General features: G+C 60.9%; 19 protein-coding genes and 6 pseudogenes. 10 read left to right on the plus strand and 15 right to left on the minus strand.

The genetic code is table 11. The annotated features are described in order from the left end of the window. Nucleotides 1-85: 85 nt before the first annotated feature. The 4 genes from ACHMW6_RS15115 to ACHMW6_RS15130 are packed head-to-tail and all read right to left on the minus strand — an operon-like array spanning nucleotide 86 to nucleotide 4,175. Nucleotides 86-1,453 carry a hypothetical protein gene (locus ACHMW6_RS15115; RefSeq protein WP_395407899.1) on the minus strand — a complete coding sequence of 456 codons (1,368 nt, stop codon included), beginning with the start codon at nucleotides 1,451-1,453 and terminating at the stop codon, nucleotides 86-88. Next, nucleotides 1,404-3,053 (minus strand): tyrosine-type recombinase/integrase, encoded by a 1,650-nt coding sequence (locus ACHMW6_RS15120; protein WP_395407900.1) that lies wholly within the window; start codon nucleotides 3,051-3,053, stop codon nucleotides 1,404-1,406. The genes ACHMW6_RS15115 and ACHMW6_RS15120 overlap by 50 nt, the downstream gene beginning before the upstream one ends. Further along, nucleotides 3,044-3,448 (minus strand): tyrosine-type recombinase/integrase, encoded by a 405-nt coding sequence (locus tag ACHMW6_RS15125; protein ID WP_395407901.1) that lies wholly within the window; start codon nucleotides 3,446-3,448, stop codon nucleotides 3,044-3,046. The genes ACHMW6_RS15120 and ACHMW6_RS15125 overlap by 10 nt, the downstream gene beginning before the upstream one ends. After that, complete coding sequence (locus ACHMW6_RS15130) at nucleotides 3,336-4,175, minus strand: tyrosine-type recombinase/integrase (protein WP_395407902.1); 840 nt, start codon at nucleotides 4,173-4,175, stop codon at nucleotides 3,336-3,338. Before ACHMW6_RS15130 ends, ACHMW6_RS15125 begins: the two co-directional genes overlap by 113 nt. A 68-nt stretch (nucleotides 4,176-4,243) precedes the next feature. Between ACHMW6_RS15130 and ACHMW6_RS15135 the strand changes: the two genes are divergently transcribed. The 3 genes and pseudogenes from ACHMW6_RS15135 to dcd all read left to right on the plus strand — a co-directional run bounded on the left by ACHMW6_RS15135 (nucleotide 4,244) and on the right by dcd (nucleotide 6,066). Then, the gene (locus tag ACHMW6_RS15135) at nucleotides 4,244-4,507 is read left to right on the plus strand and encodes a ComEC/Rec2 family competence protein (protein ID WP_395407903.1); all 264 of its coding nucleotides are present in this window, start codon (nucleotides 4,244-4,246) and stop codon (nucleotides 4,505-4,507) included. A gap of 57 nt (nucleotides 4,508-4,564) precedes the next feature. Beyond that, nucleotides 4,565-5,317, plus strand: a complete 753-nt coding sequence (locus ACHMW6_RS15140) for an alpha/beta fold hydrolase (protein WP_395407904.1) — start codon at nucleotides 4,565-4,567, stop codon at nucleotides 5,315-5,317. A 181-nt stretch (nucleotides 5,318-5,498) separates the two neighbouring features. Further along, nucleotides 5,499-6,066, plus strand: a pseudogene (dcd, locus tag ACHMW6_RS15145) (dCTP deaminase). 16 nt (nucleotides 6,067-6,082) lie between these two features. Here dcd and ACHMW6_RS15150 read toward each other — a convergent pair. From ACHMW6_RS15150 to ACHMW6_RS15160, 3 genes and pseudogenes are all read right to left on the minus strand, one after another. Next, nucleotides 6,083-6,364, minus strand: coding sequence for a GRAS family protein (locus ACHMW6_RS15150; RefSeq protein ID WP_395408619.1), 282 nt, complete (start codon nucleotides 6,362-6,364; stop codon nucleotides 6,083-6,085). Nucleotides 6,365-6,420: 56 nt separating this feature from the next. Further along, nucleotides 6,421-7,158, minus strand: a pseudogene (locus ACHMW6_RS15155) (GRAS family protein); the annotation flags it as partial. A gap of 106 nt (nucleotides 7,159-7,264) precedes the next feature. After that, nucleotides 7,265-7,609, minus strand: a complete 345-nt coding sequence (locus tag ACHMW6_RS15160; RefSeq protein ID WP_395407905.1) for a sensor histidine kinase — start codon at nucleotides 7,607-7,609, stop codon at nucleotides 7,265-7,267. A 21-nt stretch (nucleotides 7,610-7,630) separates the two neighbouring features. Between ACHMW6_RS15160 and ACHMW6_RS15165 the strand changes: the two genes are divergently transcribed. Then, on the plus strand, nucleotides 7,631-7,756 hold the full coding sequence (locus tag ACHMW6_RS15165; RefSeq protein ID WP_395407906.1) for a hypothetical protein: 126 nt from the start codon (nucleotides 7,631-7,633) through the stop codon (nucleotides 7,754-7,756). On the opposite strand, the gene ACHMW6_RS15170 is transcribed toward ACHMW6_RS15165, so the two are convergent. Both ACHMW6_RS15170 and ACHMW6_RS15175 read right to left on the minus strand, forming a co-directional pair. Then, on the minus strand, nucleotides 7,746-8,780 hold the full coding sequence (locus ACHMW6_RS15170) for a HAMP domain-containing protein (protein WP_395407907.1): 1,035 nt from the start codon (nucleotides 8,778-8,780) through the stop codon (nucleotides 7,746-7,748). The genes ACHMW6_RS15165 and ACHMW6_RS15170 overlap by 11 nt on opposite strands. A gap of 4 nt (nucleotides 8,781-8,784) precedes the next feature. Then, nucleotides 8,785-9,474, minus strand: coding sequence for a response regulator transcription factor (locus ACHMW6_RS15175; protein WP_395407908.1), 690 nt, complete (start codon nucleotides 9,472-9,474; stop codon nucleotides 8,785-8,787). 157 nt (nucleotides 9,475-9,631) lie between these two features. Between ACHMW6_RS15175 and ACHMW6_RS15180 the strand changes: the two genes are divergently transcribed. Genes ACHMW6_RS15180 through ACHMW6_RS15190 form a run of 3 tightly spaced genes read left to right on the plus strand, consistent with a single transcriptional unit; the run spans nucleotide 9,632 to nucleotide 11,681 of the window. After that, nucleotides 9,632-10,183 carry a Spy/CpxP family protein refolding chaperone gene (locus ACHMW6_RS15180; RefSeq protein WP_395407909.1) on the plus strand — a complete coding sequence of 184 codons (552 nt, stop codon included), beginning with the start codon at nucleotides 9,632-9,634 and terminating at the stop codon, nucleotides 10,181-10,183. Beyond that, complete coding sequence (locus ACHMW6_RS15185; protein ID WP_395407910.1) at nucleotides 10,180-10,791, plus strand: hypothetical protein; 612 nt, start codon at nucleotides 10,180-10,182, stop codon at nucleotides 10,789-10,791. Before ACHMW6_RS15180 ends, ACHMW6_RS15185 begins: the two co-directional genes overlap by 4 nt. Nucleotides 10,792-10,799: 8 nt before the next feature. Then, entirely contained in the window at nucleotides 10,800-11,681 is an 882-nt protein-coding gene (locus ACHMW6_RS15190) for an intradiol ring-cleavage dioxygenase (RefSeq protein ID WP_395407911.1), read from the plus strand. A 1-nt stretch (nucleotide 11,682) separates the two neighbouring features. Here the strand turns inward: ACHMW6_RS15190 and ACHMW6_RS15195 are convergent, their stop codons facing one another. From ACHMW6_RS15195 to ACHMW6_RS15220, 6 genes and pseudogenes are all read right to left on the minus strand, one after another. Continuing rightward, nucleotides 11,683-13,104: a DUF1501 domain-containing protein gene (locus ACHMW6_RS15195; RefSeq protein WP_395407912.1), complete on the minus strand. Its 1,422-nt coding sequence runs from the start codon at nucleotides 13,102-13,104 to the stop codon at nucleotides 11,683-11,685. A gap of 9 nt (nucleotides 13,105-13,113) precedes the next feature. Beyond that, nucleotides 13,114-13,893 (minus strand): DUF1800 family protein, encoded by a 780-nt coding sequence (locus ACHMW6_RS15200; RefSeq protein WP_395407913.1) that lies wholly within the window; start codon nucleotides 13,891-13,893, stop codon nucleotides 13,114-13,116. A gap of 49 nt (nucleotides 13,894-13,942) precedes the next feature. Further along, nucleotides 13,943-14,818, minus strand: coding sequence for a DUF1800 family protein (locus ACHMW6_RS15205; RefSeq protein ID WP_395407914.1), 876 nt, complete (start codon nucleotides 14,816-14,818; stop codon nucleotides 13,943-13,945). Between the two features lie 339 nt (nucleotides 14,819-15,157). Beyond that, nucleotides 15,158-17,411, minus strand: a pseudogene (locus ACHMW6_RS15210) (Orn/Lys/Arg decarboxylase N-terminal domain-containing protein). Between the two features lie 131 nt (nucleotides 17,412-17,542). After that, nucleotides 17,543-18,145, minus strand: coding sequence for a DUF4337 domain-containing protein (locus ACHMW6_RS15215; RefSeq protein ID WP_395407915.1), 603 nt, complete (start codon nucleotides 18,143-18,145; stop codon nucleotides 17,543-17,545). A gap of 18 nt (nucleotides 18,146-18,163) precedes the next feature. Next, nucleotides 18,164-18,657 (minus strand): annotated as a pseudogene (locus ACHMW6_RS15220) (dihydrofolate reductase). Between the two features lie 174 nt (nucleotides 18,658-18,831). Between ACHMW6_RS15220 and carA the strand changes: the two are divergent. The 3 genes and pseudogenes from carA to ACHMW6_RS15235 all read left to right on the plus strand — a co-directional run. Continuing rightward, a complete protein-coding gene (gene carA / locus ACHMW6_RS15225; RefSeq protein WP_395407916.1) occupies nucleotides 18,832-19,989 on the plus strand; it encodes a glutamine-hydrolyzing carbamoyl-phosphate synthase small subunit in 1,158 nt (385 codons plus the stop codon). Then, nucleotides 19,982-23,820, plus strand: a pseudogene (gene carB, locus ACHMW6_RS15230) (carbamoyl-phosphate synthase large subunit). Before carA ends, carB begins: the two are co-directional and overlap by 8 nt. Continuing rightward, nucleotides 23,810-24,931 (plus strand): annotated as a pseudogene (locus ACHMW6_RS15235) (Tar ligand binding domain-containing protein); the annotation flags it as partial. The pseudogenes carB and ACHMW6_RS15235, both read left to right, overlap by 11 nt. Between the last annotated feature and the right edge of the window lie 17 nt (nucleotides 24,932-24,948).

Raw genomic sequence — 24,948 nt, forward strand, 5'->3', positions numbered from 1 at the left:
CCATGCTCCCCTTCGATGGTCGAAGGGGTAAGGTTACGTCCTGCCAGCGGGATTGCTCTCCGGGGACCGCCAGCCTACAGCAGCGCTACTCGGTCAGGAGGTGGGGGATTTTGACCCGGCCAGGGGTGGGGGATTTTGCCCGGCCAACGGGGATTTGGGCGCCGGAGATGACGGAGATTTCATTTTCAAATTTCGTCGAAATAGCCAGAAACAGCTTGTTTTGCTGGGAACGCACAAAATGACGCCTCTTTGAAAGGGCGGGAGATGGCCCGTCTATGGTTACCGACCTGTCATAAGAGTCGTGCTCGTTGCGAAGCCTATGTCTAAGCGGAGCGGAGAGTTGAGTGAGAACGGCAACGGCGTCGACGACTGGCTGGGGAACGAGCCATCTCTTCGGCCTTCTGCCCATCTTGTAAATGGTGCCGTGAAGCCAATTGACTTGCGTCTGCGTATCACTTGAGCTTTCGTGGGTCAGGCAGTCGGCCTCAAGCGATAATACTTCGCTGTCGCGCAGGCCTGAAAATATGTCGATTACAATGTAGCACGACGTCCGAAGAAGGATGGATTCTGAACGCAAGTGCATCGAACCCGAGAACCCACTTTCCCTGGCAGCATTCGTTCTTGCATCCACCACCGCTTGGCGAGGAAGCCCAAGAAGTGTATCGGTAATGCTCTGCGCCTTGTGTAATGCAGAGATGATTGTCGGCGCTCGTTGGTAAATGTAGTCGAAGGACGCTTTGATCAATGCTTTGGCGATTTGATCCGGAATCACCTCCGTTGTTGGTTTTCGATGATCACCGCCTCTCCGTTGACCGCTGATAGATTGTGCTGACTCCAACGGCCATGGTGCCTTAGTGAGCGCGTCCTTGAGCTTCTCGCGCTGTAGGTAAAGATATTCCAGAATGTGAAGACGGTAGTGAAGAGTGCTCTTACTGATCTCAACCTTACTTCCACTCTTGTAACGCGCATCCGCTGCATACTTCATCGTGTGGCCATCCAGCTGGTGAAATTGATCCATGCCTTGGACTACCATCCACCGAATAAGTGGGATCAGCAATTCGCCTTTAGCAATCAACGTGGCGTGGCTTAGCCGTCGGCCTGCTATAGGCGTAGAGAAAAGTGACCAGATGAAATCCTTGGCCGACTCAAGCAAGGGGGCATACTCCGGCGCAGTCAGTAGACTCCCGTTCTCAAGCCTGATGTTCCAATTCAGCTGCTTTTCTGATCTCTTCAGATTTTCTTGCGGAATGTAGGGGTAAAAATCCCAAATCGAATCAGCATACCGGCTCACAACTATCGTCTCGCCGTGGTCTGATTGGATTACGGATACAGGAAGAATATCTTTTGGTCCCTGGACATCAGTTTCAGGGAGCCGATAGGCATCTGCGGCGAGGGCTGTACCATCAAGTTCTCCAAGCTGGATGGGGAGAGTTCCGTGCTCGAGCGCGTGCATCCTCTACTTTGTCGATGGGGAATAGCGGGGCGATGTCTTCGTCTATCCGTCGAATGATGGGGCCGAATGTTTTCAACCAATGATCGCTTCTAAGCTTTGGGCGTTCTGAGAGTAGCTTCTCATAGAAGCTGAAAAGTCGCCAAAGATCATCCTCGAATACGATCATGTTAGGGCATTTGAAGCATGTAAAAAACTTCTTGCAGACCGACTCGTCTGACCGAAAAGGATTTTTGCAGTGCGCGACCCCAGTTGCGTATCCGGTTCGAAGCAGCTCCTTGACTTCGGCAGCAGGTATGGCCCCATCGGCCGCGAGTACGAAGCCGGCCGAAGTGCTCACGCGAGTAAACGAAGCACACATCGCATCCAGAACGATGGCATGGTCTCGTGTTGCATCGATGGATCTAGTGACATAATGCCGCGCGGTGGTCTCGGTTGAGGCATGACCTAATGCCGCGGACACCTGTCGAATATCCTTTGTTCGCCGATAGAGCTCCATGCCGAACGTCGGACGCAATCTGGCAAACGACAATGGGAACGGTTTCCCCATGCTGTCAAGAAGGCCATGACGCATTACGAAGCATCGAATACCTGCTTTAGCATCCGTGCGAGTCAAGCGCCGAACTTGGTCGATTCTCGGTCCCTTAGTTATGGGGCATAAGAATACGTAGTTATGAAGATCTGCACTAGCTCGAGCAATGTACCTGGCAGTGAATTCACCGATAGCTCGGATATGGTCTCCGAGGAAGTGCGGTATTGGATCAACTTTATTTGTAGTGGGCGCGGATGAGTCGATCGACTTCATTGAAATTGCGTGGGTGGTCCAACCCCGCCGCTTCTCCGTAATGAGAATTTCCCTGTCGGGCAGCGGGTGCGGCCGCAAGCTGTCGCGTTTGAGTTCCAGCAAGGGTTGCAGATTGAGCCCGGTGACAAGTCCTAGCGCTAACAGGTGCACGATCTGGATCTGGAGTGGGGAGAGCGAATCGAATCCATTTTCGTGCAGGAGTTTTAGGTCGCTGTTTATAGCAGCAGCGAGTCGTTGTTGTTCGTCTTGCGAATAGCTTTCCCTTGGTTTGCTAGAACGGTTGCAGTTGGGGAATGGGTTTCTTGGGAAATCAAGGTCAATAGCAACGCAGTTCGGATTCAGTCGCTGCCGATTGACGAGAATGCTCTTGATTCCACCATAAGTGTTTCGCTGGTGTGCCATCGAGAATGGTTTGCCTTCGTTTTTGTGCGCCGTTTGTATGACTTGCATTCCCAGCCAACTGAGGAATAATCCGATGATCGTGGTGTTGATCTGACGCATGTGGCGTATGGCTTCCCCATGTGCATCGCAATGATCCAAGAATTTCCAGAAGACCTTTACGGCCATGAAGTAGTTCGTAACGCTTGCAGCGGTGGTTGAGAACCGCATACTCCAAATGGCGTCGCGGAAGTCCTCCGCAAGTTCCAGGCGCCCGTCGTTGGCGAGCACGGAAAAGTCGAGGTCCACCACATCTCGATTTTCGAATGTCAGGCTGAAGGCCAGCCCGGGCGATAGCTCGGAAATTCCGTGCGATGCCGCTACCTGGACTCTCGAAATTTTTTTTCGTTTCAAGGCCATTTTGAGAATGCTCCTAAGAGCTCTGACTGATACAGGTCAATGTCATCATTCTTCAGGATTGCCGCGGTATGAAGATATTTTTCCGTTGTAGTTATGGACGTATGTCCCATTCGATCTCGGACCCAGAGAAGTGCTTGGCTCTGACTGTACTTGTTCACTACCCGCAGAAATTCATAGGTTCCATATGTGTGTCTCAGCATATGCGGGCGGCACACAACGCCTGTTTTCTTGGAATTGCTTGCGAATGCGTTGTTCAAGTACCTTGCCGAATATTCCTGTCCGTCAGTGGACAAAAAAGAGCCTGGTCGTTTCGCGACGATGGCGTTGTTCGAACATTCGTTGACGGAGTGGCCATTCCATGCAGAAGTAGTTCCACAATGCTGCAGCCAAATCATATGGCACCATGACCGTCCTCGTCTTCGACCCCTTCGTTGGAGTAAGGTTAGCATCTAACCTCATAGGTACAAGCTTCCTGGAGTCGAGCCCACATGGATTTGGAAGAACTTTAAAAGACAACGAGATGATTTCGTCTCGTCGCATTCCGCTAAGCAGGGCCAGGTAAGCCATGTGTTTTAACGTATGCGAGGTAAGCGCGGATATGAAGGCAAATGCGTCACGAATATGGATGAATTGAGGTGGCGCTTCGTATTGGGGTAGTGTGAGAACATTAGCGGTGGTTCGATTCGCGGAAGTATCAATATGAGATAGTAGTCCTCCGCGCTTAGTCACTCGCACAGACACCGTCGCTATCGGACTTTTCTCTATTAGATCTGAGTCACTTGCCCATTGAAAAAACGCTTGAGCGCAGCGTAGTCTCTGATTGACTGTCGATCGCGAACACTCTCGCTTGCGCATCGTGTCTCTCCAGGCTGCCATCTCGGCGATGCCGATTAGATCCCACCTAAGTTGGTTTGACTCCAGAAAACTGAAGAACTCATACAGGTGGTTGCCATAGGTCTCCCATGTTCGAGGAGAGGAGGTTTTTCCACTGATGATGGCAATGTAACGCAGGTACCTGTTCGGCGCGTCGACTAACCGCATCTGTGCATCACAAAGGAACGGGACTCCTGCGCGGCTTACGCCTTGCTGCTTGAAGGTGTCATCTGTGAAAAAAAGGTGCATCTTGCTGGCTCCCCGACGCTATCCCAGTGTGGAGGTTACACCTATCCGCACCACAATTGAGCTACACAGTGTGGCAGACCTATCACGGCAGCGGCACTTCGTCAACGCCGGCCTTCCTGCGGGCGGTACAGCCGCAGAGCGCCATATTCCAGCTGGGTTATCGCAACCGCTACCGGCACCCGCGCGCCGATGTGGTCGAGCGCTACCGGCAGCTCGGCGCAAGCCTGAACCGCACCGACGCGTCGGGCGCGATCCTGCTGCAGCTTGGTCAAAACGGCATCGCTGTTACAAAATATCGGGAGGAGCATGCTCGCTATTGGTACGGAAGGTGATGGATAATTAGAGGTTTTGTACCAAACATTTGCTGGTATTGTTTTTAGAATAAGCTGATGACGAAACCGAAAATCCATTTCTCGCACGCGAACAGCTACCCGTCGGGAACCTACCGCCAGTTCTTCGATTACCTGGGTAGGGATTTCGAGATCCAGGCCCTAGACATGCACGGCCATAATCCAGCCTATCCGGTGCACGACGGCTGGCATGCGCTCGTGCAGGAATTGATAACAGAGTTGGAAAATCGCTATGACCAGCCGGTGATCCTCGTCGGCCATTCGCTGGGCGGGATCCTGAGCCTGATGGCGGCGGCCGAACGTCCGGAGCTGGTGCGCTGCGTGGTGATGCTGGACTCGCCCGTGGTGGCGGGCTGGCGCGCCCTGTTGTGGCGACTCTTCAAGCGCTTCTCCTTCAGCGACCGCTTTTCCCCCGCGGCGCAATTCCGTCAAACGCCGCAATGTCTGGCCGGACCAGAGTGCCGCGATGCGCCATTTCGCCAGCAAGGAGCTGTTTGCCGCGTGGGCGCCCGGCGTGCTGCAGGATTACCTGGACGCCGGCCTGAAACCGCATCCGGCAAGGCGTGCAGCTGCGCTTCAGCCGCGAGACCGAGACGGCCATCTACCGCAGCTTGCCGCACCATATCGGCAATCTGGTCAGCGGCAAGTTCCCGGTGCCGGTTGGTTATATTGCGGGCCACCGCTCGGAGGAGAACCGCCAGGCGGGCCTGGACGCGACGCGCACCCTGGTCGGCCGCCATTTCCGCACCATGTACGGTGGCCATCTGTTCCCGATGGAGTCGCCGCAACTGACCGCCCAGCTGGTGAGCGACCTGATTCTGCAAATGGTGGGCGATGGCGAGGCTTTGCCGCATGCGATCCGGCGCCGGGCCTGATGTAAAAATGTTCAAACTGCGGGCTTTCGCGTAAAATCGCACCGGAACGGCGCCAGCCACCGGCGCGCGCCTCCCTGCAATCGAGAGAAAACACAGCGATGACGATTAAAAGCGATAAACGGATCCGCCGCATGGCGGAAGAGCATGGAATGATCGAACCCTTCGAAGCGGGCCAGGTCCGCTCGGTGGACGGCCGCAAGGTCATTTCCTACGGCACTTCGTCCTACGGCTACGATATCCGTTGCGCCGACGAGTTCAAGGTGTTCACCAACATCAACAGCACGATCGTCGATCCGAAGAACTTCGACTCCAACTCCTTCGTGGACATCAAGAGCGATGTCTGCATCATTCCGCCGAATTCCTTTGCGCTGGCCCGTACTATCGAGTACTTCCGCATTCCGCGTAATGTGCTGACCGTCTGCCTGGGCAAATCGACCTACGCGCGCTGCGGCATCATCGTGAACGTGACGCCGTTCGAGCCGGAATGGGAAGGCTACGTGACCCTGGAATTCTCCAATACCACCCCGCTGCCGGCGAAGATCTGACCCAGGCGAGGGCTGCGCCCAGGTGCTGTTCTTCGAAAGCGACGAGGTTTGCGAAACTTCGTACAAGGACCGCAACGGCAAATACCAGGGCCAGCACGGCGTGACCCTGCCGAAGGCGTAATTTCCACCGCGCCGCGTCAAACCGCCTGTATCACCGCCACCAGGGTCTGGTGGCCAAAATCCAATCCCAGATAGCCATCGCGCAAGGACACTGAGGTGATCCCGGCGGATGGCTGCTGCGCATCCTCCTGCCCTGGCGCCAGCACGCTGAAGCCGACGCGCCGCAGGCGGCCCATCCACATCGCGGCCGTTTCATGCCGTTCCACGCGGCGGTATTCGTCCTTCCCGAGTATGTCCTCGATCTCGCGCGAGAAGAAGTGCGTCTTGAGCGCGTTTTTTTCCAGTTGCGAAATCTCCATCTGGTCGATGGCGCGGAAGGCCAGGCCGAAGTGGCGCCAGCAGTTTCCAGCCTGGCCGACAGCACTGAAGTGTGATGGTCGGAGTGGGGTTCGCACAGCACGAAAGCCTTCGGCTGCAGGCCGCGCAGCCGGCGCAGCACATTGTCCTTGCAGTCGCCGCGCAGCAGGGAGGTGGCAACGTGGTGCAGCGAGAAGGCTTCGTTGATCACGAGCGGCCCTTGCAATGCCTTCAACTCGGCCCACTCGGCGTCGTCCAGGTCCTCCAGGCACTTTGCGATGGGGATGAATTCCAGCTCCACGCCGACAGCGGCCGCGATGCCGCGCACCGTCAGCTCGGCGGCGTGAAGACTGGCGAGCGCCGGCTCCACGCCCACTACCGTAAGCTTGCGCGGCAGCGTTTGCGTGTCCTCCATCTGGCGCAGCAGGGCTGCGATCTGCTGCCCGGAGCCGATGCCGATGTCCATGATGACTGCTTCGTCATGGCCGCGCAGGTGGCGCGCGAGCAGGCTGTTGGCGATGCGGCCGGCCTCCTTCACGAAGGGGAATTTGTTCACCATCAGGTTGAAAAGCTCGATCTGCGGCAGCGCGTAATCCTGCAGGTAGAGGTTTGAATGCTGGTGCGAGTCGGCATCTATGCGTTTCAGCAGCGCGGACGCGAAGATCATGCCGGACAGGTCGTCGCCATGCCGCGTGCATGACACCATGTCGATGAGGATTTGTTTTGCCTGCTGCGGCGCGCCGGCTTCGAGATGGGATACAGCTTTGGCGAGTGATGCGAAATTTGAATCAATCATGATGCAGGTTCCGGGAAAACAGACGCGATGAATTTATCAGCGCCTGTTTGCCGAAGCTGTCCTGCATTTGTCTTGAAAGTTCAACTGGGCCGAGATCAGTTTCAATTCATGCCAGAGGCAGTGCAATTTCGACACATAGGCCGCCATCCTGGCGATTGGCGGCTGCGATGCTGCCGCCGTGCTGCTGCACCACTTGCTGCGCGATGGCGAGTCCGAGACCGTGGCCTTCCACGTCTTTTGGCGTGCTGCTGCTGCGGTAGAAGGGCTGGAAGATGGCCTGCAGGTCTTCGCTTTGCACGCCGGGGCCCCGGTCCATTACGCGGATGCGCAGCGCGCGGGCCGCTTCGTCGCGAGCCATTTCCACGTCTACCGTGCCGCCCACGGGGCTATGCTTGATCGCGTTGCGCACCACGTTTTCGATGGCGCGCGCGAGCAGGTCGGGCTGGCCCAAGATGCAGCCATCCGCTTCGCCATGCTGCACCACGGCGCGGCCATGCGTGGCCGCTTCGAATTCGGCGTCGCCGACAATTTCACCCAGCAGTTCGGCGAGACTGATCTCTTCGCGGGACGTATTGATGGCGCCCGCCTCAAGGCGTGAGAGCGTGAGCAGTTCCGCCCACCAGTTTGTCCATGCGCATGCTTTCGCGCTCGATGCGCTCCATGGTGGCGCGCATCTTCTCCGGCTGCTGATGGGCGAGCCCGATTGCCGCCTGCAGCCGCGCCAGCGGCGACCGGAGCTCGTGCGAGACGTCGTGCAGCAGGCGTGTCTGGCCATCGATCAGATTGCGCAGGCGGGCGGTCATGCGGTCGAAGTCGTGTCCCAGCGCGTTCAGTTCGTCGCCGCGCTTGCTGGTGTGCCCGAAGCGCGGTTCGAGTTCGCCTTGCGAGGCGGCTTCGAAGGCGTCCCGCAGTGAGCGGATGGGACGGGAGAAGTACCACGCCAGCAGCGCTGCGAACAGCAGGCTTGCCAGCACGGCGGCGGCGAGGGGAATCCAGGGTGTCAGGGGACGGAAACGGGGCGGACGGCCATCCGGGCCGCCGGGAGCACCCGGGCCGCCAGCGTCCGGGCCCGCCGGAAGCGGGTGCGCGCGGTCAGGCGGCGGGCGGTCGCCGTCCGGTGGTGGCGGGTGGCGTTCTCGTGCACCGCGCATGCCTGGCAAGTCGACGACCGGTATGCCCGCGCCGGCGAGCAGCATGCGCGACCCCTCCATGCCACGCAGATGATCGCGCGACGGCAGGAACAGCAGATAGCGCTTGCCATCGCCCGAAGTCACATGGCGCACCACGCGCTGGTCTCCCTTGTCCATCAGCTTCTGCGCCTCGGAAAGCATGGCCGGATTGACGATCCGCCCCAGCAGCTCCTTGCCGCTGTCGTCCACCGCATAGACGCGATGATGCGGCATGTTCTCCAGCATCTGCTGCAAGCCCGAAGGCCCGCCGTAAGCCAGCGTTGCGGCGGCGGCTTCGATGGCCATTTCAGCCGGCGGGCTGGTGTCGATATCGCTGCGGCGGACCTGTTCCGCCTCGCGGTTCTTCAGCCAGAACGCGCCGCCGATGGCGAAGGTAGCCGCCAACTGCGCCAGGAGGATCGAAAAGAAGAATTTCCAGAACAGGCGGCCCACAGCCTCACTCCTTGATCAGCTGGTAGCCCATGCGGTAGACGGTTTGCAGGCACGAGCGTCCGTCGGCAATGGTACCGAGCTTGTGCCGCAGGCTGCTGAGGTGGACGTCGATATTGCGGTCGAAACGCGCCATCGGACGCCCCAACCCTTGCTCGGACAGGACGTTCTTGCTGACCGGCTTGCCCGCATTGCGCGCCAATACTTCCAGCAGATTGAATTCGGTGCTGGTCAGCTCCAGCGCCTTGCCCGCCCAGGCGGCGCGGCGCTGTTCCGGCCACATGGTGAGCTGCCCCACCACGAGAGGCGAGCCGACCATGCTGTCTGCCGGCGCGGCCAGTGTGCGGCGCAGGATGGCGCGGATGCGCGCCGTCAGCTCGCGCGGCGTGCAGGGCTTGGCGACATAATCGTCCGCACCCAGTTCAAGGCCGACGATGCGGTCCGTGTCGTCGCCGCGCGCGGTCAGCATCAGGATGGGCATGCGGCTGGCGGCGCGGATGCGGCGCAGGGTTTCAAGGCCGTTCATGCGCGGCATCATCACGTCCAGCACTGCGATCGCGTACTGGCCGGTGAGGGCGGCCGCGGTGCCGGACTCGCCATCGTTGGCAGTCTTCACGTGGAAGCCTTCCTGCTCCAGGTATTCCTGGAACATGCCTACCAGTTCTACGTCATCGTCTATCAGCAGTACCTTGCTCATTGCCTGTATGTCTAAAAATATAAGTGGAATGGGACCATCATAACAAAACGGGCCACTGCCGGACCGTCGTCTTTACATGGTTTTACCCCATCCTAACCGCGCTTTACACCCCTCAGCCAGACAATGGCCACTCCTGATTCTTCAACGTGGAGTGCATATGAAAAAGACAAAACAGAACCTGCCGCAGCTCCTGCTGGCAGCGGCCATGGCCTTGCCGCTGGCTGCCTACGCTGCGGAAGACGCTCCGCCGATGCCGGGCTTCGGTCCCGGCGCGCCCGGCATCCAGGCGCCCATGATGGACGGTCCGGGCATGCCGGCTCCTCCAGGCTTCGACGGTCCGCGGAGCGGCCGTTTCGATGGCCCGGGTCGCGAAGGCCCCGGCTCATTTGGCCACGGCGGCTTCCTGCGTGGTATTGAGCTGACCGAGGCGCAGGAAGACAAGATCTTCACCATCCTGCACGGCCAGGCTCCTTACCTGCGCGAGCAGCACAAGGCCGAGGAGAAGGCGATGCGCGGCCTGCACGAACTGCGCGACGCCGCCAGGTTCGACGATGCCGCTGCGATCAAACTGGCGCAAACCGCCGCCCAGGCGCACGCCAACATCACGCTGGCCGAAATCCGCACGCACCAGAAAGTGCTGGCCGTACTGACCCCTGAACAGCGCAAAGCGCTGGACGAACGCAAACCACGCTCCGGAGGCCTGAAATGACCATCTCTTCCCTGAATTCGACCAGCGCAGCGAGCCAGCTGAGCTACGTCAGCAAACTCCAGTCTTCCCTCAGCAGCGAACAGACGGAGGGCGTGCGTCCGCCGCCTCCACCGCGCGAAGGCGGTGGCTTCGTCAGCGCGATTGCCGATGCGCTGAAGTCGATCACTGATACCACGGCCAGCGCGGCGGATGGCGCGACCGATAGCTCGTCGGCCGATTCGTCGGGCAACGCGGCACAGGCGTTAGGCAACTTCCTGCAGGAGATGATGGGCGCCTTGCACGAGCAGGGCGGTGAGCAGGGCGGCGGCGGCCCCGGCGGCCCTGGTGGGCCGGGCAAGCTGGCAGAGGATTTGCAAAGCCTGATTTCGAAGCTGGGGAGCACGAGCAGCAGCGACAGCACGGGCAGCGCCGACAGCACGACGAGTACCGAGGGCACGGATAGTACGGACAGCCTGTCCTCGCTCGAAACCTCGTTCAAGAACCTGCTGCAAGCGCTGGGTGGCGACAGCAGCAACTCGTCCGATCAGCTGACCAGCTTCCTGCAAGCTTTGTCCAGCAAGCTGCCGGGTGCAGGCAGCAGCGGCAACCTGATTAACACGACTGCGTGAGGTAAAAGATGGAAGACCATGATCACAGCCTGGCGGCAGACCTACAGGCGATGCTCTCCATGGCGACGGGACGCCGCCAGTCCCTGCGCTGGCTGCTGGCCGGCGCCGCTCTGCCGATGATGGGTTGCGGCGGAGGTTCGTCGGACAGCACCAGCACAGACACGACCTCCAGCAACACCGGAACCAGCACCGGCACGAACACCGGAACAAACACGGGAACAAACACGGGAACCGGCACCACGAGCTGCTCGGTCATCCCCGAGGAAACGGGCGGACCATATCCGGGCGACGGTACGAACAGCAACAGCAGCGGCGTCGTGAATGTGCTGAACATGTCAGGCATCGTACGACAGGATATCCGCAGCAGCTTCGCCGGCGCCACCGGCACCGCGGCCGGCGTGCCATTGACGATCAAGCTGCATATCATCAATGCCAACAACAGCTGCGGCGTGGCCAGCAACTTCGCCGTCTACCTGTGGCACTGCGACCGCGAGGGCCGGTACTCGCTGTATTCGAGCGGCGTGACCAACCAGAACTACCTGCGCGGCGTGCAGGAAGCGGATGCCAATGGTGACGTCACCTTCACGACGATCTTCCCAGGCTGCTACGATGGCCGCATGCCGCACGTGCACTTCGAGGTCTACCGCACGCTGGCCGCCAGCGTGAGCGCCTCGAACCGCATCAAGACTTCGCAGTTCACCTTCCCGATGGCGACGCTGAACGAAGCGTATGCAAGCAGCGGCTACAGCACCAGCGTCACCAACCTGGCCCGCATCAGCTACGCCACGGACAACATCTTCAGCGACGGCTACTCGCTGCAGCTGGCGTCCATGACGGGCAATGCGACCGACGGCTATGTTGCGACGCTGACGCTGGCCGTCGCCGCCTGAATCAGCCCATGAAGCCGAGGTTCTGGTCGCTGTAGCGGTACAGCGTCGGGAACACGTCCGCCAGACCGGCGGCGCCCAGGCCGAACCATGTGGCCAGGGTGCCGCCGTACTGCTCGACGGAGATCTGCGGCAGCAGTGCGCCCTGTCCCACGTCCAGCGAGTGATTCAGGCCGACAGTGGGGAAGCTGCCGTAGATGTTCTTGCCGCGCACAGCCCCGCCAACAACGAAGTGGTGTGAACCCCAGCCGTGATCGGTGCCGTCGCCATTGCTGGTCAGCGTGCGGCCAAAATCGGAGGCCGTGAAAGCGGTCACCGAATTGCGCAAGTCGCTGCCCATCAGATTGGACAAGGCGCCATCAAACCACGCCAGCGCGTGATTCAGCTTTGCCATCAGCACGGCGTGGTTGACCTTCTGGCCGTCGTGCGTATCGAAGCCCCCCATCTGCACGAAGAACACCTGGCGCTTGGCGCCCAGCGTACCGCGGCCGGCGATCACTCGCGCCACCGTCTGCAACTGCACGGCCAGCGGATTCACTTCCGCCTGGCCCGTTTTCGGATTCGTGTACTTGGACGGCACCGGCACGCCGCCGCTGCCCGAAGCGGCCATGCCCGTGCTCAGGGTCGCCTGGCTGTCCAGCGAGCGCTTCACCACGTTGGCGTACTCCTGGGCCATCATATTGCCGCTGCTTGCCGTGACGATGGCGCGCGTGGGGTTGGTCCAGGTGCCGAACATATAGTCGTCCATATGCGCGACAGGCACTGCGCCGGAATTGCTGATCTGGTACTGGCGGATCTGGCGGCCGGAGACGAACACCGCATTGCCCGCGGCTGAAATGCAGGTGAAGGTGGCATTGCTGTTGGCGGAAGCCAGCAGGTCGCCAATGCGTCCTCCCCAGCCATAGCTGGCGCCTTCCGGCGCACTCGATTGCCACATCGACTGCTGGTCGTTGTGCGAGAACAGCTTGGGCGGCACATTGGCCCCCGCCTTGTATTGCGACAGCGTGATTGGCGCGACCAGCGTGCCGACGTTACTGACGACGGCTGCGCGGCCCGCGTCGAACAGGGCTTTGAGGGAGCCCAGTTGCGGGTGCAGCGCGAAAGAGCGTCCGGACTGCGGCGTAGCAGGATTGATCGGCAGGATGCCGCTGCTCTGGCCCACGCTGGCCAGGTGGATGGAGCCCAGGTCGCCCGTGTTGCGCAGGCTGTTGTACGTATTCCACGACGTGGGGTCGGTGGCCAGCACGGTGTTGTAGTGGTCATTCCCGCCGTGCAGGAAGATGCAGACCAGGGCTTTGTAATCGGAGGTGGCGGCGAGCGCAGGACCGATCGCAGCCAGGTTCATCGCAAAGGGTGCCGCGGAAGTCCCGGCGGCGGACAGCATGGCGCCCAGAAAACGTCGGCGCGAGAATTGTTCACTCTTCATTCAGTATCCTTATTGTTCGACGATGTACTCGGGCGAAGCCATCGTCAGGAAGATGGCGGCATACACGCGGTTCTTGCGCGCGGCCAGGCCGGAGGCGCTATAGCCATTGTTCGCGGTCGGAATGGCGATTGAATTCAGCACATTCTTGATCTGGCCGCGCAGTGTGGGCGACATGCGTCCGCTGAGCAGGAGTACGTTGATGCGGTCCAGCAGGCGGTCCGGCGTTGCAGCCATGTCGATCTCCGCACTGTAGTTCGGCAGGATGTCGTGGTTCTCGCCGATGCCCGACTGCACGGCCGCCTGGATCAGGTTCAGGTAGCCGATCACCGAAGGCTCGCCCGTGATCTGCATTTCCGGCGACACCTTGCCCGCCGTGGCGATGCTGGTATTCGGCGGCGTGTAGCCGGGGCGGTAGAAGTTGAACACGGACGGGGAGCGCATCGGCTGTTGCGAAAGGCCGGTGAGCGGGTCTTCCAGGCTCCACATCAGGAATTTGCCCGAAGTCGAACGCGCATTGAAGGCGCGCATCCATCCCGCCAGCCGCAGGATAGGCTCGCGGATCTTGCCGCTGTCGCCATCGACAGTCTGGGTGCGCGCTTCCGGATCGAGGAGCACGGCGGTCAGCACGGCCTTCATATCGCCGCGCACGCCGCTGCCATTGTTATTGAAGGCTGCAGCCACCCGGCTCACATAAGACGGGCTGGGATTGCTGGTGACCAGGCGCTGGATCAGCTGGCGGCCAATGAAGGGGCCGACGTTCGGATGGTTGAACAGCTTGTCCAGGGCCACCTTCAGGTCGGCCGCGCCTCCGCCGTTGGTGCTGGCGCCGAGGAAGGTCTTACTGCTGGTGGAGTGGAATTGTGCAGTAGTTCTGCATCGGCAGCACGTCGCGGTTGGGATCCGCCGTGCCGTTGTTGAAACGGTGCGTGGTGGTATCGGGGCCGTACCACGCCCAGCCCGTGAAGACTTTGGCCAGACCTGCGACATCGGCATGGGTATAGGTTTCGATAGGCTGGCCGTTGCTTAGCTTGCGGGTGCCGTCCTGGTTCAGCTGATACAGGCCGATCGTAAATAGCTGCATGACTTCGCGCGCGAAGTTCTCGTCCGGCGTACGATTGGCATCTTCCTTCTTGTTGCGCATGTGGGAGAGATAGATGCCCATCATCGGATGGAGCGTGACGGCCTGAAGCAGGTCGCGGAAATTGGCAAAGGCGTATTTGCCCAGCGTGTCGTAATAGCTGCCCACGCCGCGCGGATAGCCCGACACGTCCGAATCCTGCATGGACACCACGAAGATCTGGGACAGCGCATACGTGACACGCTGGCGCAGGTGGTCGTCGGCCATCACGGCATTGCGCCAGAAGATTTCATAGAACTGCACGTCGCTTGGCTTCCTGCCGCCGTTCTGCGCCATCCAGGAATCGAAGTAAGGCTTGGCGAGCGACTGGTTCTTGCGGAATTCGGCGTCCATCCAGGCACGCGGGCCCATGCTCGCCACCCGGCCAAGTTCGTAAGGGGTAGGGCCAAAGGACGCCTGGGTCAGGAATCGTGCCGCCTCATTCTGTGTAACCGCGGCGGCTGCGGAAGTGGTTGTGGTGGCTGCCAGTTGCACCGGCCCCACGCTGGAATCGGAGGTTTGATCGCCGCTGCCGCCGCCACAGGCCGCCAGTACGAAAAAGATCGCCGAAGAGGAAATGAGCTTTAGTCTGTTCATTGATTCACACATGAAAATTGACACGCGGAGTTTAGTCAGCGTTTTTCAATTGAGGTCAGGAAACGTGACTTGGCGAAGATCAACATTGTCGATGTTGAATTTTTTTGAGCGATGTTGGCGGGAGTTTGAGCGAACTTGGGCCACTATTTCCATCTCACAATGCCCCTTAGTATTCTTATACTGGGGAAATTTTTTACATTGTTGAGATGATTGCGCAATCCGTAATATTGCTCATGAATGATGAGCTCGCTCTGATTCGCTACGGCAATCGCTGGGGTCAGATCTGACCCCAAATAAAAAAAGCCACTCGGGGAGTGGCTTTGGGCGGGATGGTGAGGCTTATTGTTTGACGCAGTCGACGAAGTAGTCGCGCTTGCCGTTTTACTTCGCGCTTTACGAGGCCGTGGACGTCGGTTTCGAAGCCCGGGAAGCGCTCGTTGAAGTCGCGCGCGAAGCGCAGGTAGTCGACGATAGTCTTGTTGAAGCGCTCGCCCGGGATCAGCAGCGGGATGCCCGGCGGGTAAGGCGTCAGCAGGATGGACGTGATGCGGCCTTCCAGGTCGTCGATCGCTACACGCTCGATTTCGCGGTGGGCCATCTTGGCAAACGCTTCGGACGGTTTCATAGCTGGCACCATATCGGACAGATACATCTCGGTGGTCAGGCGGGCGACGTCGTAGGCCTTGTAGAAGTCGTGGATCGACTGGCACAGGTCGCGCAAGCCCATTTGCTCGTAGCGCTGGTTCGCAGCCGAGAACTCCGGCAGGATGCGCCACAGCGGGGCGTTCTTGTCGTAGTCGTCCTTGAACTGCTGCAGCGCGGTCACCAGCGTGTTCCAGCGGCCCTTGGTGATGCCGATGGTGAACATGATGAAGAAGGAATACAGGCCGCACTTCTCGACGATCACGCCATGCTCGGCCAGGTACTTGGTCACGATGGACGCCGGAATGCCGGAATCGGCAAAAGCGCCTTCCAGCGACAGGCCCGGGTTGACGATGGTGGCCTTGATCGGGTCCAGCATATTGAAGCCCGGCGCCAGCTTGCCGAAGCCGTGCCAGTCATCTTCGGCGCGGATGATCCAGTCTTCGCGGGTGCCGATGCCTTCTTCGGCGAAGCTCTCCGGACCCCAGACCTTGAACCACCAGTCCTTGCCCCATTCTTCATCGATCTTCTTCATCGCGCGGCGGAAGTCCAGCGCTTCGAGGATGGACTCTTCCACCAGGGCGGTACCGCCCGGCGCTTCCATCATGGCTGCGGCCACGTCGCAGGAAGCGATGATGGAGTATTGCGGCGAGGTGGAGGTGTGCATCAGGTAAGCCTCGTTGAAGGCATCCTTGTCCAGCTTTACCGATTCGGAATCGCGCACCAGCACCTGCGATGCCTGCGACAGGCCCGCCAGCAGCTTGTGGGTGGACTGGGTCGAGAAAATCATCGATTCCTTGGCGCGCGGACGGTCTTTGCCGATGGCGTGCATGTCCTTGTAGAAGTCGTGGAAGGTGGCGTGCGGCAGCCAGGCTTCGTCGAAGTGCAGGGTGTCGATTTTCCCGTCCAGCATTTCGCGCAGCACTTCCACGTTGTAGACCACGCCGTCGTAGGTGGACTGGGTGATGGTCAGGATGCGCGGCTTCTTGTTCTTGGCGTCGCGCGCGAACGGGTTGTTGGCGATCTTGCGCTCGATGCTCTCCATCGTGAATTCTTCCAGCGGGATCGGGCCGATGATGCCGAGGTGGTTACGGGTCGGCATCAGGAAGACGGGGATCGCGCCGCACATGATGATCGAGTGCAGGATGGACTTGTGGCAGTTGCGGTCCACGACCACGATGTCGCCCGGCGCCACGGTGGAGTGCCAGACCATCTTGTTCGAGGTCGAGGTGCCGTTGGTCACGAAGTAGCAGTGGTCGGCGTTGTAGATGCGGGCGGCGTTGCGCTCGGACGCGGCCACGGGGCCGGTGTGGTCCAGCAGCTGGCCCAGTTCCTCCACGGCGTTGCAGACGTCCGCGCGCAGCATGTTCTCGCCGAAGAACTGGTGGAACATCTGGCCGATCGGCGACTTGAGGAACGCCACGCCGCCGGAGTGGCCGGGGCAGTGCCAGGAGTAGGAACCGTCGTTCGCGTAGTGCACCAGGGCGCGGAAGAAGGGCGGCGACAGGCCGTCCAGGTAGGACTTGGCTTCGCGGATGATGTGACGGGCCACGAACTCCGGGGTATCCTCGAACATGTGGATGAAGCCGTGCAGCTCGCGCAGGATATCGTTCGGGATGTGGCGCGAGGTGCGTGTTTCGCCGTACAGGTAGATCGGGATGTCCGCATTCTTGTAGCGGATCTCTTCCACGAAGGCGCGCAGGGCCTTCAGCGCGGAATCGGTTTCTTCGACGCTGCCGGCGCCGAATTCTTCATCGTCGATCGAAAGGATGAAGGCCGAAGCGCGCGACTGCTGCTGGGCGAACTGCGACAGGTCGCCATAGCTGGTTACGCCGAGGACTTCCATGCCTTCCTTTTCCATCGCCGCGGCCAGGGCGCGAATGCCCAGGCCGGACGTGTTCTCGGAACGGAAATCCTCGTCGATGATAACGATGGGGAAACGGAATTTCATGGGGTTCTCCAGGCGAACCAGCGCCAAAAAAATAAGACCGGGATTGTCTCAGAAAATATGCAATCCCGCTTAAGAATTTAATGACAACTCAGTGACAGTGTTTAGTTCGGGGTCAGACCCCGAAGCGCGGCTTAGTGACCGCCGCCGGTGAGGGCGCCGATCGGGTCAATATGCAGCCATGCAAACACACCCAGCGCAATACCGGCGCCCGCGACGATATAGGTCGCCACCTGCAGCCACTTACGATTGGTCAGCAGGGTGATCGCCGCCAGGGAAATGGCGATCTGCTCGGCGGTGGTCGCCAGGGCCCACTGGTGGTGCTGGTGCAGGGCCAGGTCGGACTTCTTGTCCCACTCGGCGGACTTGGCTTCCCACGACTCCGCATCCTTCTTGATTTCTTCCTTCTCGGACTTGTAGCGCGCCACTTCAGCCTTGTACTTTTCCGGGTCAACGTTCGGCAGCGTCATGGCCAGTTCGGCCAGGTTCTGCTTGGCGGACTTCGACTGGTAATAATTCCAGCGGTTGGACGCCTCGGTCTTGGCGATGGCCGCATTATTCTTGAACAGGGCAGCGTCGTTCTGGGTCGCGCCGCCCTGGTAGCCGAACATGGCGCCGATGGTCGCCAGGATGGCGGTGGTCACGGCGATATTGCCGGAGAATTTGTCGTTGCTGTGTGCCGCGTGCTCGACCGCATGGTCATGCGGGCCGTGGACGTGAAAGCCGTGTCCGGACATTGGTGCGTGTTCCTATATTTAGTTATGGGCGCCTTTGCGGCGCAGGGTAATGAATGAATACGGCAAACCCTCGGCGGACGTGTGGTCCTCGCGGGCCGTTCCTGCCACTCGGCTTCCGCCAGGGCAGGGAAATGTGCATCGCACTGGAAGCGGCCGCCGACTCGTGTCAACACGACCTGATCGACGATGCCCAGCGCCTGCTGGTAAATCTGCGCACCGCCAATGATGAAAGCCTCGGCCTCGCCGCCAACAAGCTTGCGCGCCTCGTCCAGCGAAGTCACCGCTTCCGCGCCCGCATGCTGCCATTCCGCATTGCGGGACACGACGATGTTGCGGCGGTTGGGCAGCGGGCGGCCGATGGAATCGAAAGTCTTGCGGCCCATGATGATGGCGTGGCCCGTGGTCAGTCGCTTGAAATGCGCCAGGTCTTCCGGCAGGCGCCAGGGCAGCGTGTTGTTAATGCCGATGCCGTTGTCCAGATCGGCGGCAACGATGATAGTCAATAGAGTCATGGCCGCCATTATATATCGTGGAAGTTTGCCACTCCGGCATGTTGTGGAATTGCTGCGAGCCAATATATTTATCGCCGTTGTGACGATTGGAGAGTATGTGACAGACCTCCGTGTCCTATCGTATTACTGCGCGCATTTGATTTCACAGCAGTAATAACAGTTACGGAGATGACAATGAAACATCCACTCCAGCACGCCTTGGGGATGGTTGAGCGCGCGGTATTGGCCCTGGCGGACGGCACCCTGTTCCACGGCATATCGATTGGCGCCGCCGGCCGAACGGCGGGCGAAGTCGTGTTCAACACGGCCATGAGCGGCTATCAGGAAATCCTCAGTGATCCCAGCTACAGCCGCCAGATCGTCACGCTGACTTATCCGCACATCGGCAATACGGGCGTGAACCGCGAAGACGGCGAGTCACCGCGCATCCACGCCGCAGGCCTGATCATCCGTGACCTGCCGCTGCTGGCGTCGAGCTTCCGTTCCGAATACAGCCTGCACGATTGGCTGTGCGAGCAGGGCATCGTGGCCATCGCGGGCATCGACACCCGCAAGCTGACCCGCATCCTGCGCGAGAAAGGCGCACTGTCCGGCGCCATCGTCACGGGCGGCACGCCGCTGGAAGCGCTCGTGCTGGCGCGCAGCTTCCCCGGCCTGGCCGGCATGGACCTGGCGCGCACCGTGAGCACTGAAACAGCCTACGGCTGGAACGAAACCGAATGGCGGCTGGGCGAGGGCCACGGCCGCCAACTGGAGCCGCGCTATCACGTGGTGGCCTACGACTTCGGCGTGAAAGCCAATATCCTGCGCATGCTGGCGGAACGCGGCTGCCGCGTGACCGTACTGCCTGCGCAGGCGGGCGCCCAGGCTGCGCTGGAACTGAAGCCGGACGGTATCTTCCTGTCCAACGGACCTGGCGATCCTGAGCCCTGCGATTACGCAATCGAAGCGGCGCGCGAGCTGATCGACAGCGGCGTGCCGACCTTCGGTATCTGCCTCGGCCACCAGATCATGGGCCTGGCTTCCGGCGCACGCACGGTGAAGATGAAGTTCGGCCATCACGGCGCCAACCACCCGGTGCTGGAAATGGACACGAGCCGCGTGATGATCACGTCGCAGAACCACGGCTTCGCGGTGGATGCGGACACGCTGCCCGGCAACTGCCGCGTCACCCATATTTCGCTGTTCGACGGATCGCTGCAGGGCTTTTGCCGCACCGACCGTCCCGCTTTCTGCTTCCAGGGCCACCCGGAAGCATCGCCCGGCCCGCACGACCTGGCGCCATTGTTCGACCACTTTGTAAGCCTGATGGAAGGAACCCGCCATGCCTAAGCGCAGCGACATTCACCGCATCCTGATCATCGGGGCAGGGCCTATCGTCATCGGCCAGGCCTGTGAGTTCGACTATTCCGGCGCCCAGGCCTGCAAGGCGCTGCGGGAAGAAGGCTTCCAGGTCATCCTCGTCAACAGCAATCCGGCCACGATCATGACCGATCCCGGCATGGCGGACGTGACCTATATCGAACCGATTACCTGGGAAACGGTGGCGCGCATCATCGAGAAGGAGCGGCCGCAGGCCGTGCTGCCCACGATGGGCGGCCAGACGGCGCTGAACTGCGCTCTGGACCTGCACCGCCACGGCGTGCTGCAACGCTTCGGCGTGGAGCTGATCGGCGCGACGCCCGAAGCGATCGACCGCGCCGAGGACCGGGCCAAGTTCAAGGAAGCGATGACGCGCATCGGCCTGGCCTCGGCCCGTTCCGGTGTGGCGCACAGCATGGCGGAAGCCTGGGACGCGCAGGCCAGGCTGGGTTTCCCCGTCATCATCCGTCCCTCCTTCACTATGGGCGGCAGCGGTGGCGGCGTGGCGCGCAACGCGGAAGAATTCAACGCGATCTGCCTGCGTGGACTGGAATTGTCCCCGACTTCCGAGCTGCTGATCGAAGAGTCGCTGCTGGGCTGGAAAGAGTATGAGATGGAGGTGGTACGCGACCGCAAGGACAACTGCATCATCGTCTGCTCGATCGAAAACCTGGACCCGATGGGCGTGCACACCGGCGATTCGATTACCGTGGCGCCGGCGCAAACGCTGACGGACAAGGAATACCAGATCATGCGCAACGCGTCGCTGGCGGTGCTGCGCGAGATCGGCGTGGATACGGGCGGCTCCAACGTGCAGTTTGCAGTGAATCCGGCCGATGGCCGCATGATCGTGATCGAGATGAACCCGCGTGTTTCGCGTTCCTCGGCGCTGGCTTCCAAGGCCACCGGCTTCCCGATTGCCCGCGTGGCGGCCAAGCTGGCCGTCGGCTTCACGCTGGACGAGCTGCACAACGATATTACCGGCGGCGCCACGCCGGCTTCCTTCGAGCCGTCGATCGATTATGTGGTCACCAAGATCCCGCGCTTCGCTTTCGAGAAGTTCCCCGGCGCCGATGATCGCTTGACGACTCAGATGAAGTCCGTCGGTGAAGTGATGGCCATGGGCCGCAGCTTCCAGGAATCCTTCCAGAAGGCGTTGCGCGGCCTGGACATCGGCGTGGATGGCTTGCGCCGCGCCGCTACCGGCCGCGCAGTGATCGAACAGGAGCTGCGCCAGCCCGGACCCCAGCGTATCTGGTACGTGGGCGATGCGTTCGCTCAGGGCATGTCCATCGTCGAGGTGAATGCGCTGTCCGGCATCGATCCCTGGTTCCTGGCCCAGATCCAGGACCTGGTCGAAGTCGAAGAGTGGGTAGCCGCCCAGTCGCTGCTTGCGCTGGACACCGACATCATGCGCCGCCTGAAGGAACAAGGCTTCGGCGACCGCCGCCTGGCAGCCTTGCTGGGTGTGAGCGAGGGCGAAGTGCGGCTGCACCGCCATGCGCTGGGCCTGCGCCCGGTGTACAAGCGTGTGGATACCTGCGCCGGCGAATTTGCCACCCGCACCGCCTATATGTACTCGACTTATGACGAGGAATGCGAATCCGCGCCGAGCAACCGCAGGAAAATCATGGTGCTGGGCGGTGGCCCGAACCGCATCGGCCAGGGCATCGAGTTCGACTATTGCTGCGTGCATGCGGCGCTGGCGATGCGTGAAGATGGCTATGAAACCATCATGGTCAACTGCAATCCGGAGACCGTCTCCACCGATTACGATACCTCCGACCGCCTGTATTTCGAGTCGCTGACGCTGGAGGACGTGCTGGAAATTGTCCATCTGGAGAAGCCGTTGGGCGTGATCGTGCAATACGGCGGCCAGACGCCGCTGAAACTGGCCCTGGAGCTGGAGGCAAACGGTGTGCCCATCATCGGCACTTCGCCGGACATGATCGACGCCGCGGAGGACCGCGAGCGCTTCCAGAAACTGCTGCATGAACTGGACTTGCGCCAGCCGCCCAACCGCACCGCCCGCAATGAGGCCGACGCCGTGCGCCTGGCCGGGGAAATCGGCTATCCGCTGGTGGTGCGCCCTTCCTATGTGCTGGGCGGCCGCGCGATGGAAATCGTGCACGAGCAGGCGGACCTGGAGCGCTATATGCGCGAGGCAGTCAAGGTGTCCCATGATTCGCCCGTGCTGCTGGACCGCTTCCTCGATGAAGCAATCGAAGTCGATGTGGATTGTGTGGCAGACGGCAAGGACGTGGTAATTGGCGGCGTGATGGAGCACGTTGAGCAGGCCGGCATCCATTCCGGCGACTCCGCCTGCTGTCTGCCGCCTTATTCGCTGGCTGAGTCCACCGTGGCCGAGATCAAGCGCCAGACGCAGCGCCTGGCGCGAGGGCTCAACGTGGTGGGGCTGATGAACGTGCAGTTTGCAGTCCAGCGCGAGCGCGTGGATGGGCGCGTGCATGACCGCATCTTCGTGCTGGAAGTGAACCCGCGCGCCTCGCGTACCGTGCCTTTTGTGTCCAAGGCCACGGGCCGCCAGTTGGCAAAGATCGCTGCCCGCTGCATGGTTGGCCAGACGCTGGCGGAGCAGGGCATCAGCGGCGAAGCAGTGCCGCCGTATTACAGCGTGAAGGAGTCCGTACTACCGTTCGCCAAATTTCCCGGCGTGGATTGCATTTCTTGGCCCGGAAATGAAATCGACCGGCGAAGTGATGGGGACAGGCGCCAGCTTTGGCGAAGCTTTCCTCAAGGCCCAGATGGGCGCCGGCGTCCGCCTGCCGTCCCAGGGCTATGTCTACCTGCGTGTACGCAAATCGGACCAGGCGCGCGCCGTGGCACTGGCGCGCCGCCTGCACGAGGCGGGACTCTCCTTGTGCGGCAGCGACGTCACGGCCATGGTGATCAAGGCCGGCGATGTGCCAGTGTGCGTGATCGATGACGAAACCCTGCTTGGCATGCTCGCCCTGCGTGAGATCGCCATGACGGTGATCACGGTGCCTGAGCGCCGCACGGCGATTGCCGCTTCGCGCAAGCTGCGGGTGGCGGCGCTGGCATCCGGAACGGTGATCATGACGACGATAGCCGCTGCCGAAGCTGCGGCGGAGGCGATCCAGCACATTGGCAAGTGCGGGCTGCTGTCTCTTCAGGAGTTGCACGCGCACGATGGCGCCGGCGCGTGTGGCGCAGGCGGCGGAAGCCGGCCGCACGGCGCCGGATGCACGGGATCTCGCTGCGGCAGCCATCCAATTGCCCGAACGCCGCGCGCAGACGCGTCAGCGCAGCGTTGGCGTGGCGCCGCTGCAGCTCTTCATCCGCCAGCCTTTCACCGAGTCGGACGAGCGCGAACAGCGCATGATTGCCGACATCCTGGCCCTGATCGACAGCGCCTACGGCTTGCCGCATCCCTTCGACTACCTGACGGGGACCCAGGCCGAAAGCGCGGACACGTTCCGCCAGTCCTTCGAACGGAAGATGGGCATTCCGTTCACCCCGAAGAACTTCCGCCGCTACCGGCTTGCGCTGCTGGACCAGGCCGACGCCCTGATCAATATCCGCGTCGGCATGAGCGAGAGCAGCGCCTTTGAGCTGAGCTACCACATCTTCAAGGGACGGCGCACGCCCATCCTGTTCCTGGTCTGGAAGGGGGCGCCCATCAAGACCACGCTGTTGCGGGAACTGGATGACCTGTGCGACGTGACTTATATCGAATTCGACGAAGTCGCAGAGCTGCGCGGCGGCCTGCACCGCTTCTTCAACGCTATTTCATTGGAAGGAGTCCGCAATGTTCGCTAACCTCAAAGTGAAGACACTTGTCATCGGGGTGCTTGGCCTGCTGATTGGCCTGATGCTGGCGATCGGCGTGCTAGGCATTATCAGCGCCGACCGCTCGATCGAACTGGTCAAGGAAGTAACCCTGGCCGACCAGCGCAATATCACGGAACGCAATGCGATCCGGCTGGATATGGAGACAGGCCGCAGCCAGATCCTGCAGGCACTGCAGCACAATCCCGAGCTGTCCTGGGCCAAGCTGCATGACCATCCGCTCACGAATCACTTCAATATCGTGGACGAGGTCACGGCGCGCGTCGCCAAGCGCTGGGAGACTTACAGCGCCTCCATCAAGTCGCCGGAGGAGAAGAAGCTGGCGGAGGAGTGGTATGCCAAGAGCGCCGGCCTCGGTGTGGAGCATGTCCGCAAGGCCGCGGCGGCGATCAAGGATGGCCGCTGGGACGACGCCGAGACAGTACTGATCAGGAATATCAACCCATCCTACCGTGTTGGCGACACGGCCCTGAAGGCGCTGGCGGACTACAGCGACAAGGCCTCGAAGGCGGACGAGGAAGCTGTGAACAGCAGCCTGCAAAGTACTGCCACGATGGTGATCGCTGCGCTGCTGGCGGCGCTGGCCATCGGCGTGACCGTCGGCGTGATGCTGGTGCAGGCGATATCACGCCCACTGAAGCAGGCGATGGATGTGGCGAACCGTGTGGCCGAGGGCGATCTGAAAGGCAGTGTGGGCACGTATCACAACAACGAATTCGGCGCGCTGCTGAAGGCGCTGGACAAAATGAAGAACAACCTCGCGGCCATCGTGTCCGATGTGCGCATTGGCAGCGACACGATTTCCAGCGCGTCCGGCCAGATTGCGGCGGGTAATATGGACCTGTCTCAGCGCTCGGGCGAGCAGGCTGCCTCGCTGGAAGAGACGGCAGCGTCGATGGAAGAATTGACCAGCACCGTGAAGCAGAATGCAGACAACGCCCGTCAGGCCAACCAGCTGGCCGTTTCGGCTTCCGAAGTGGCGATCCGCGGCGGCCAGGTGGTGGCGCAGGTGGTCGACACCATGGGCTCGATCAACGGCTCCTCCAAGAAGATCGTGGACATCATCGGTGTGATCGACGGCATCGCGTTCCAGACCAA

The organism is Pseudoduganella sp. UC29_106 (assembly GCF_044055365.1).
Taxonomy (GTDB): Bacteria; Pseudomonadota; Gammaproteobacteria; order Burkholderiales; family Burkholderiaceae_D; genus Rugamonas.

Excerpts from the sequence above, each read along its gene's own strand:
- ACHMW6_RS15205 (WP_395407914.1), bottom strand. The coding sequence starts at position 14,818 with ATGAACAGACTAAAGCTCATTTCCTCTTCGGCGATCTTTTTCGTACTG.
- ACHMW6_RS15140 (WP_395407904.1), top strand. The coding sequence starts at position 4,565 with ATGACGAAACCGAAAATCCATTTCTCGCACGCGAACAGCTACCCGTCG.
- ACHMW6_RS15125 (WP_395407901.1), bottom strand. The coding sequence starts at position 3,448 with ATGATTTGGCTGCAGCATTGTGGAACTACTTCTGCATGGAATGGCCAC.
- ACHMW6_RS15115 (WP_395407899.1), bottom strand. The coding sequence starts at position 1,453 with ATGCACGCGCTCGAGCACGGAACTCTCCCCATCCAGCTTGGAGAACTT.
- ACHMW6_RS15175 (WP_395407908.1), bottom strand. The coding sequence starts at position 9,474 with ATGAGCAAGGTACTGCTGATAGACGATGACGTAGAACTGGTAGGCATG.
- carA (WP_395407916.1), top strand. The coding sequence starts at position 18,832 with ATGAAACATCCACTCCAGCACGCCTTGGGGATGGTTGAGCGCGCGGTA.
- ACHMW6_RS15150 (WP_395408619.1), bottom strand. The coding sequence starts at position 6,364 with ATGGAGATTTCGCAACTGGAAAAAAACGCGCTCAAGACGCACTTCTTC.
- ACHMW6_RS15165 (WP_395407906.1), top strand. The coding sequence starts at position 7,631 with ATGCTGCACCACGGCGCGGCCATGCGTGGCCGCTTCGAATTCGGCGTC.
- ACHMW6_RS15190 (WP_395407911.1), top strand. The coding sequence starts at position 10,800 with ATGGAAGACCATGATCACAGCCTGGCGGCAGACCTACAGGCGATGCTC.
- ACHMW6_RS15185 (WP_395407910.1), top strand. The coding sequence starts at position 10,180 with ATGACCATCTCTTCCCTGAATTCGACCAGCGCAGCGAGCCAGCTGAGC.
- ACHMW6_RS15180 (WP_395407909.1), top strand. The coding sequence starts at position 9,632 with ATGAAAAAGACAAAACAGAACCTGCCGCAGCTCCTGCTGGCAGCGGCC.
- ACHMW6_RS15120 (WP_395407900.1), bottom strand. The coding sequence starts at position 3,053 with ATGGCCTTGAAACGAAAAAAAATTTCGAGAGTCCAGGTAGCGGCATCG.
- ACHMW6_RS15130 (WP_395407902.1), bottom strand. The coding sequence starts at position 4,175 with ATGCACCTTTTTTTCACAGATGACACCTTCAAGCAGCAAGGCGTAAGC.
- ACHMW6_RS15215 (WP_395407915.1), bottom strand. The coding sequence starts at position 18,145 with ATGTCCGGACACGGCTTTCACGTCCACGGCCCGCATGACCATGCGGTC.
- ACHMW6_RS15195 (WP_395407912.1), bottom strand. The coding sequence starts at position 13,104 with ATGAAGAGTGAACAATTCTCGCGCCGACGTTTTCTGGGCGCCATGCTG.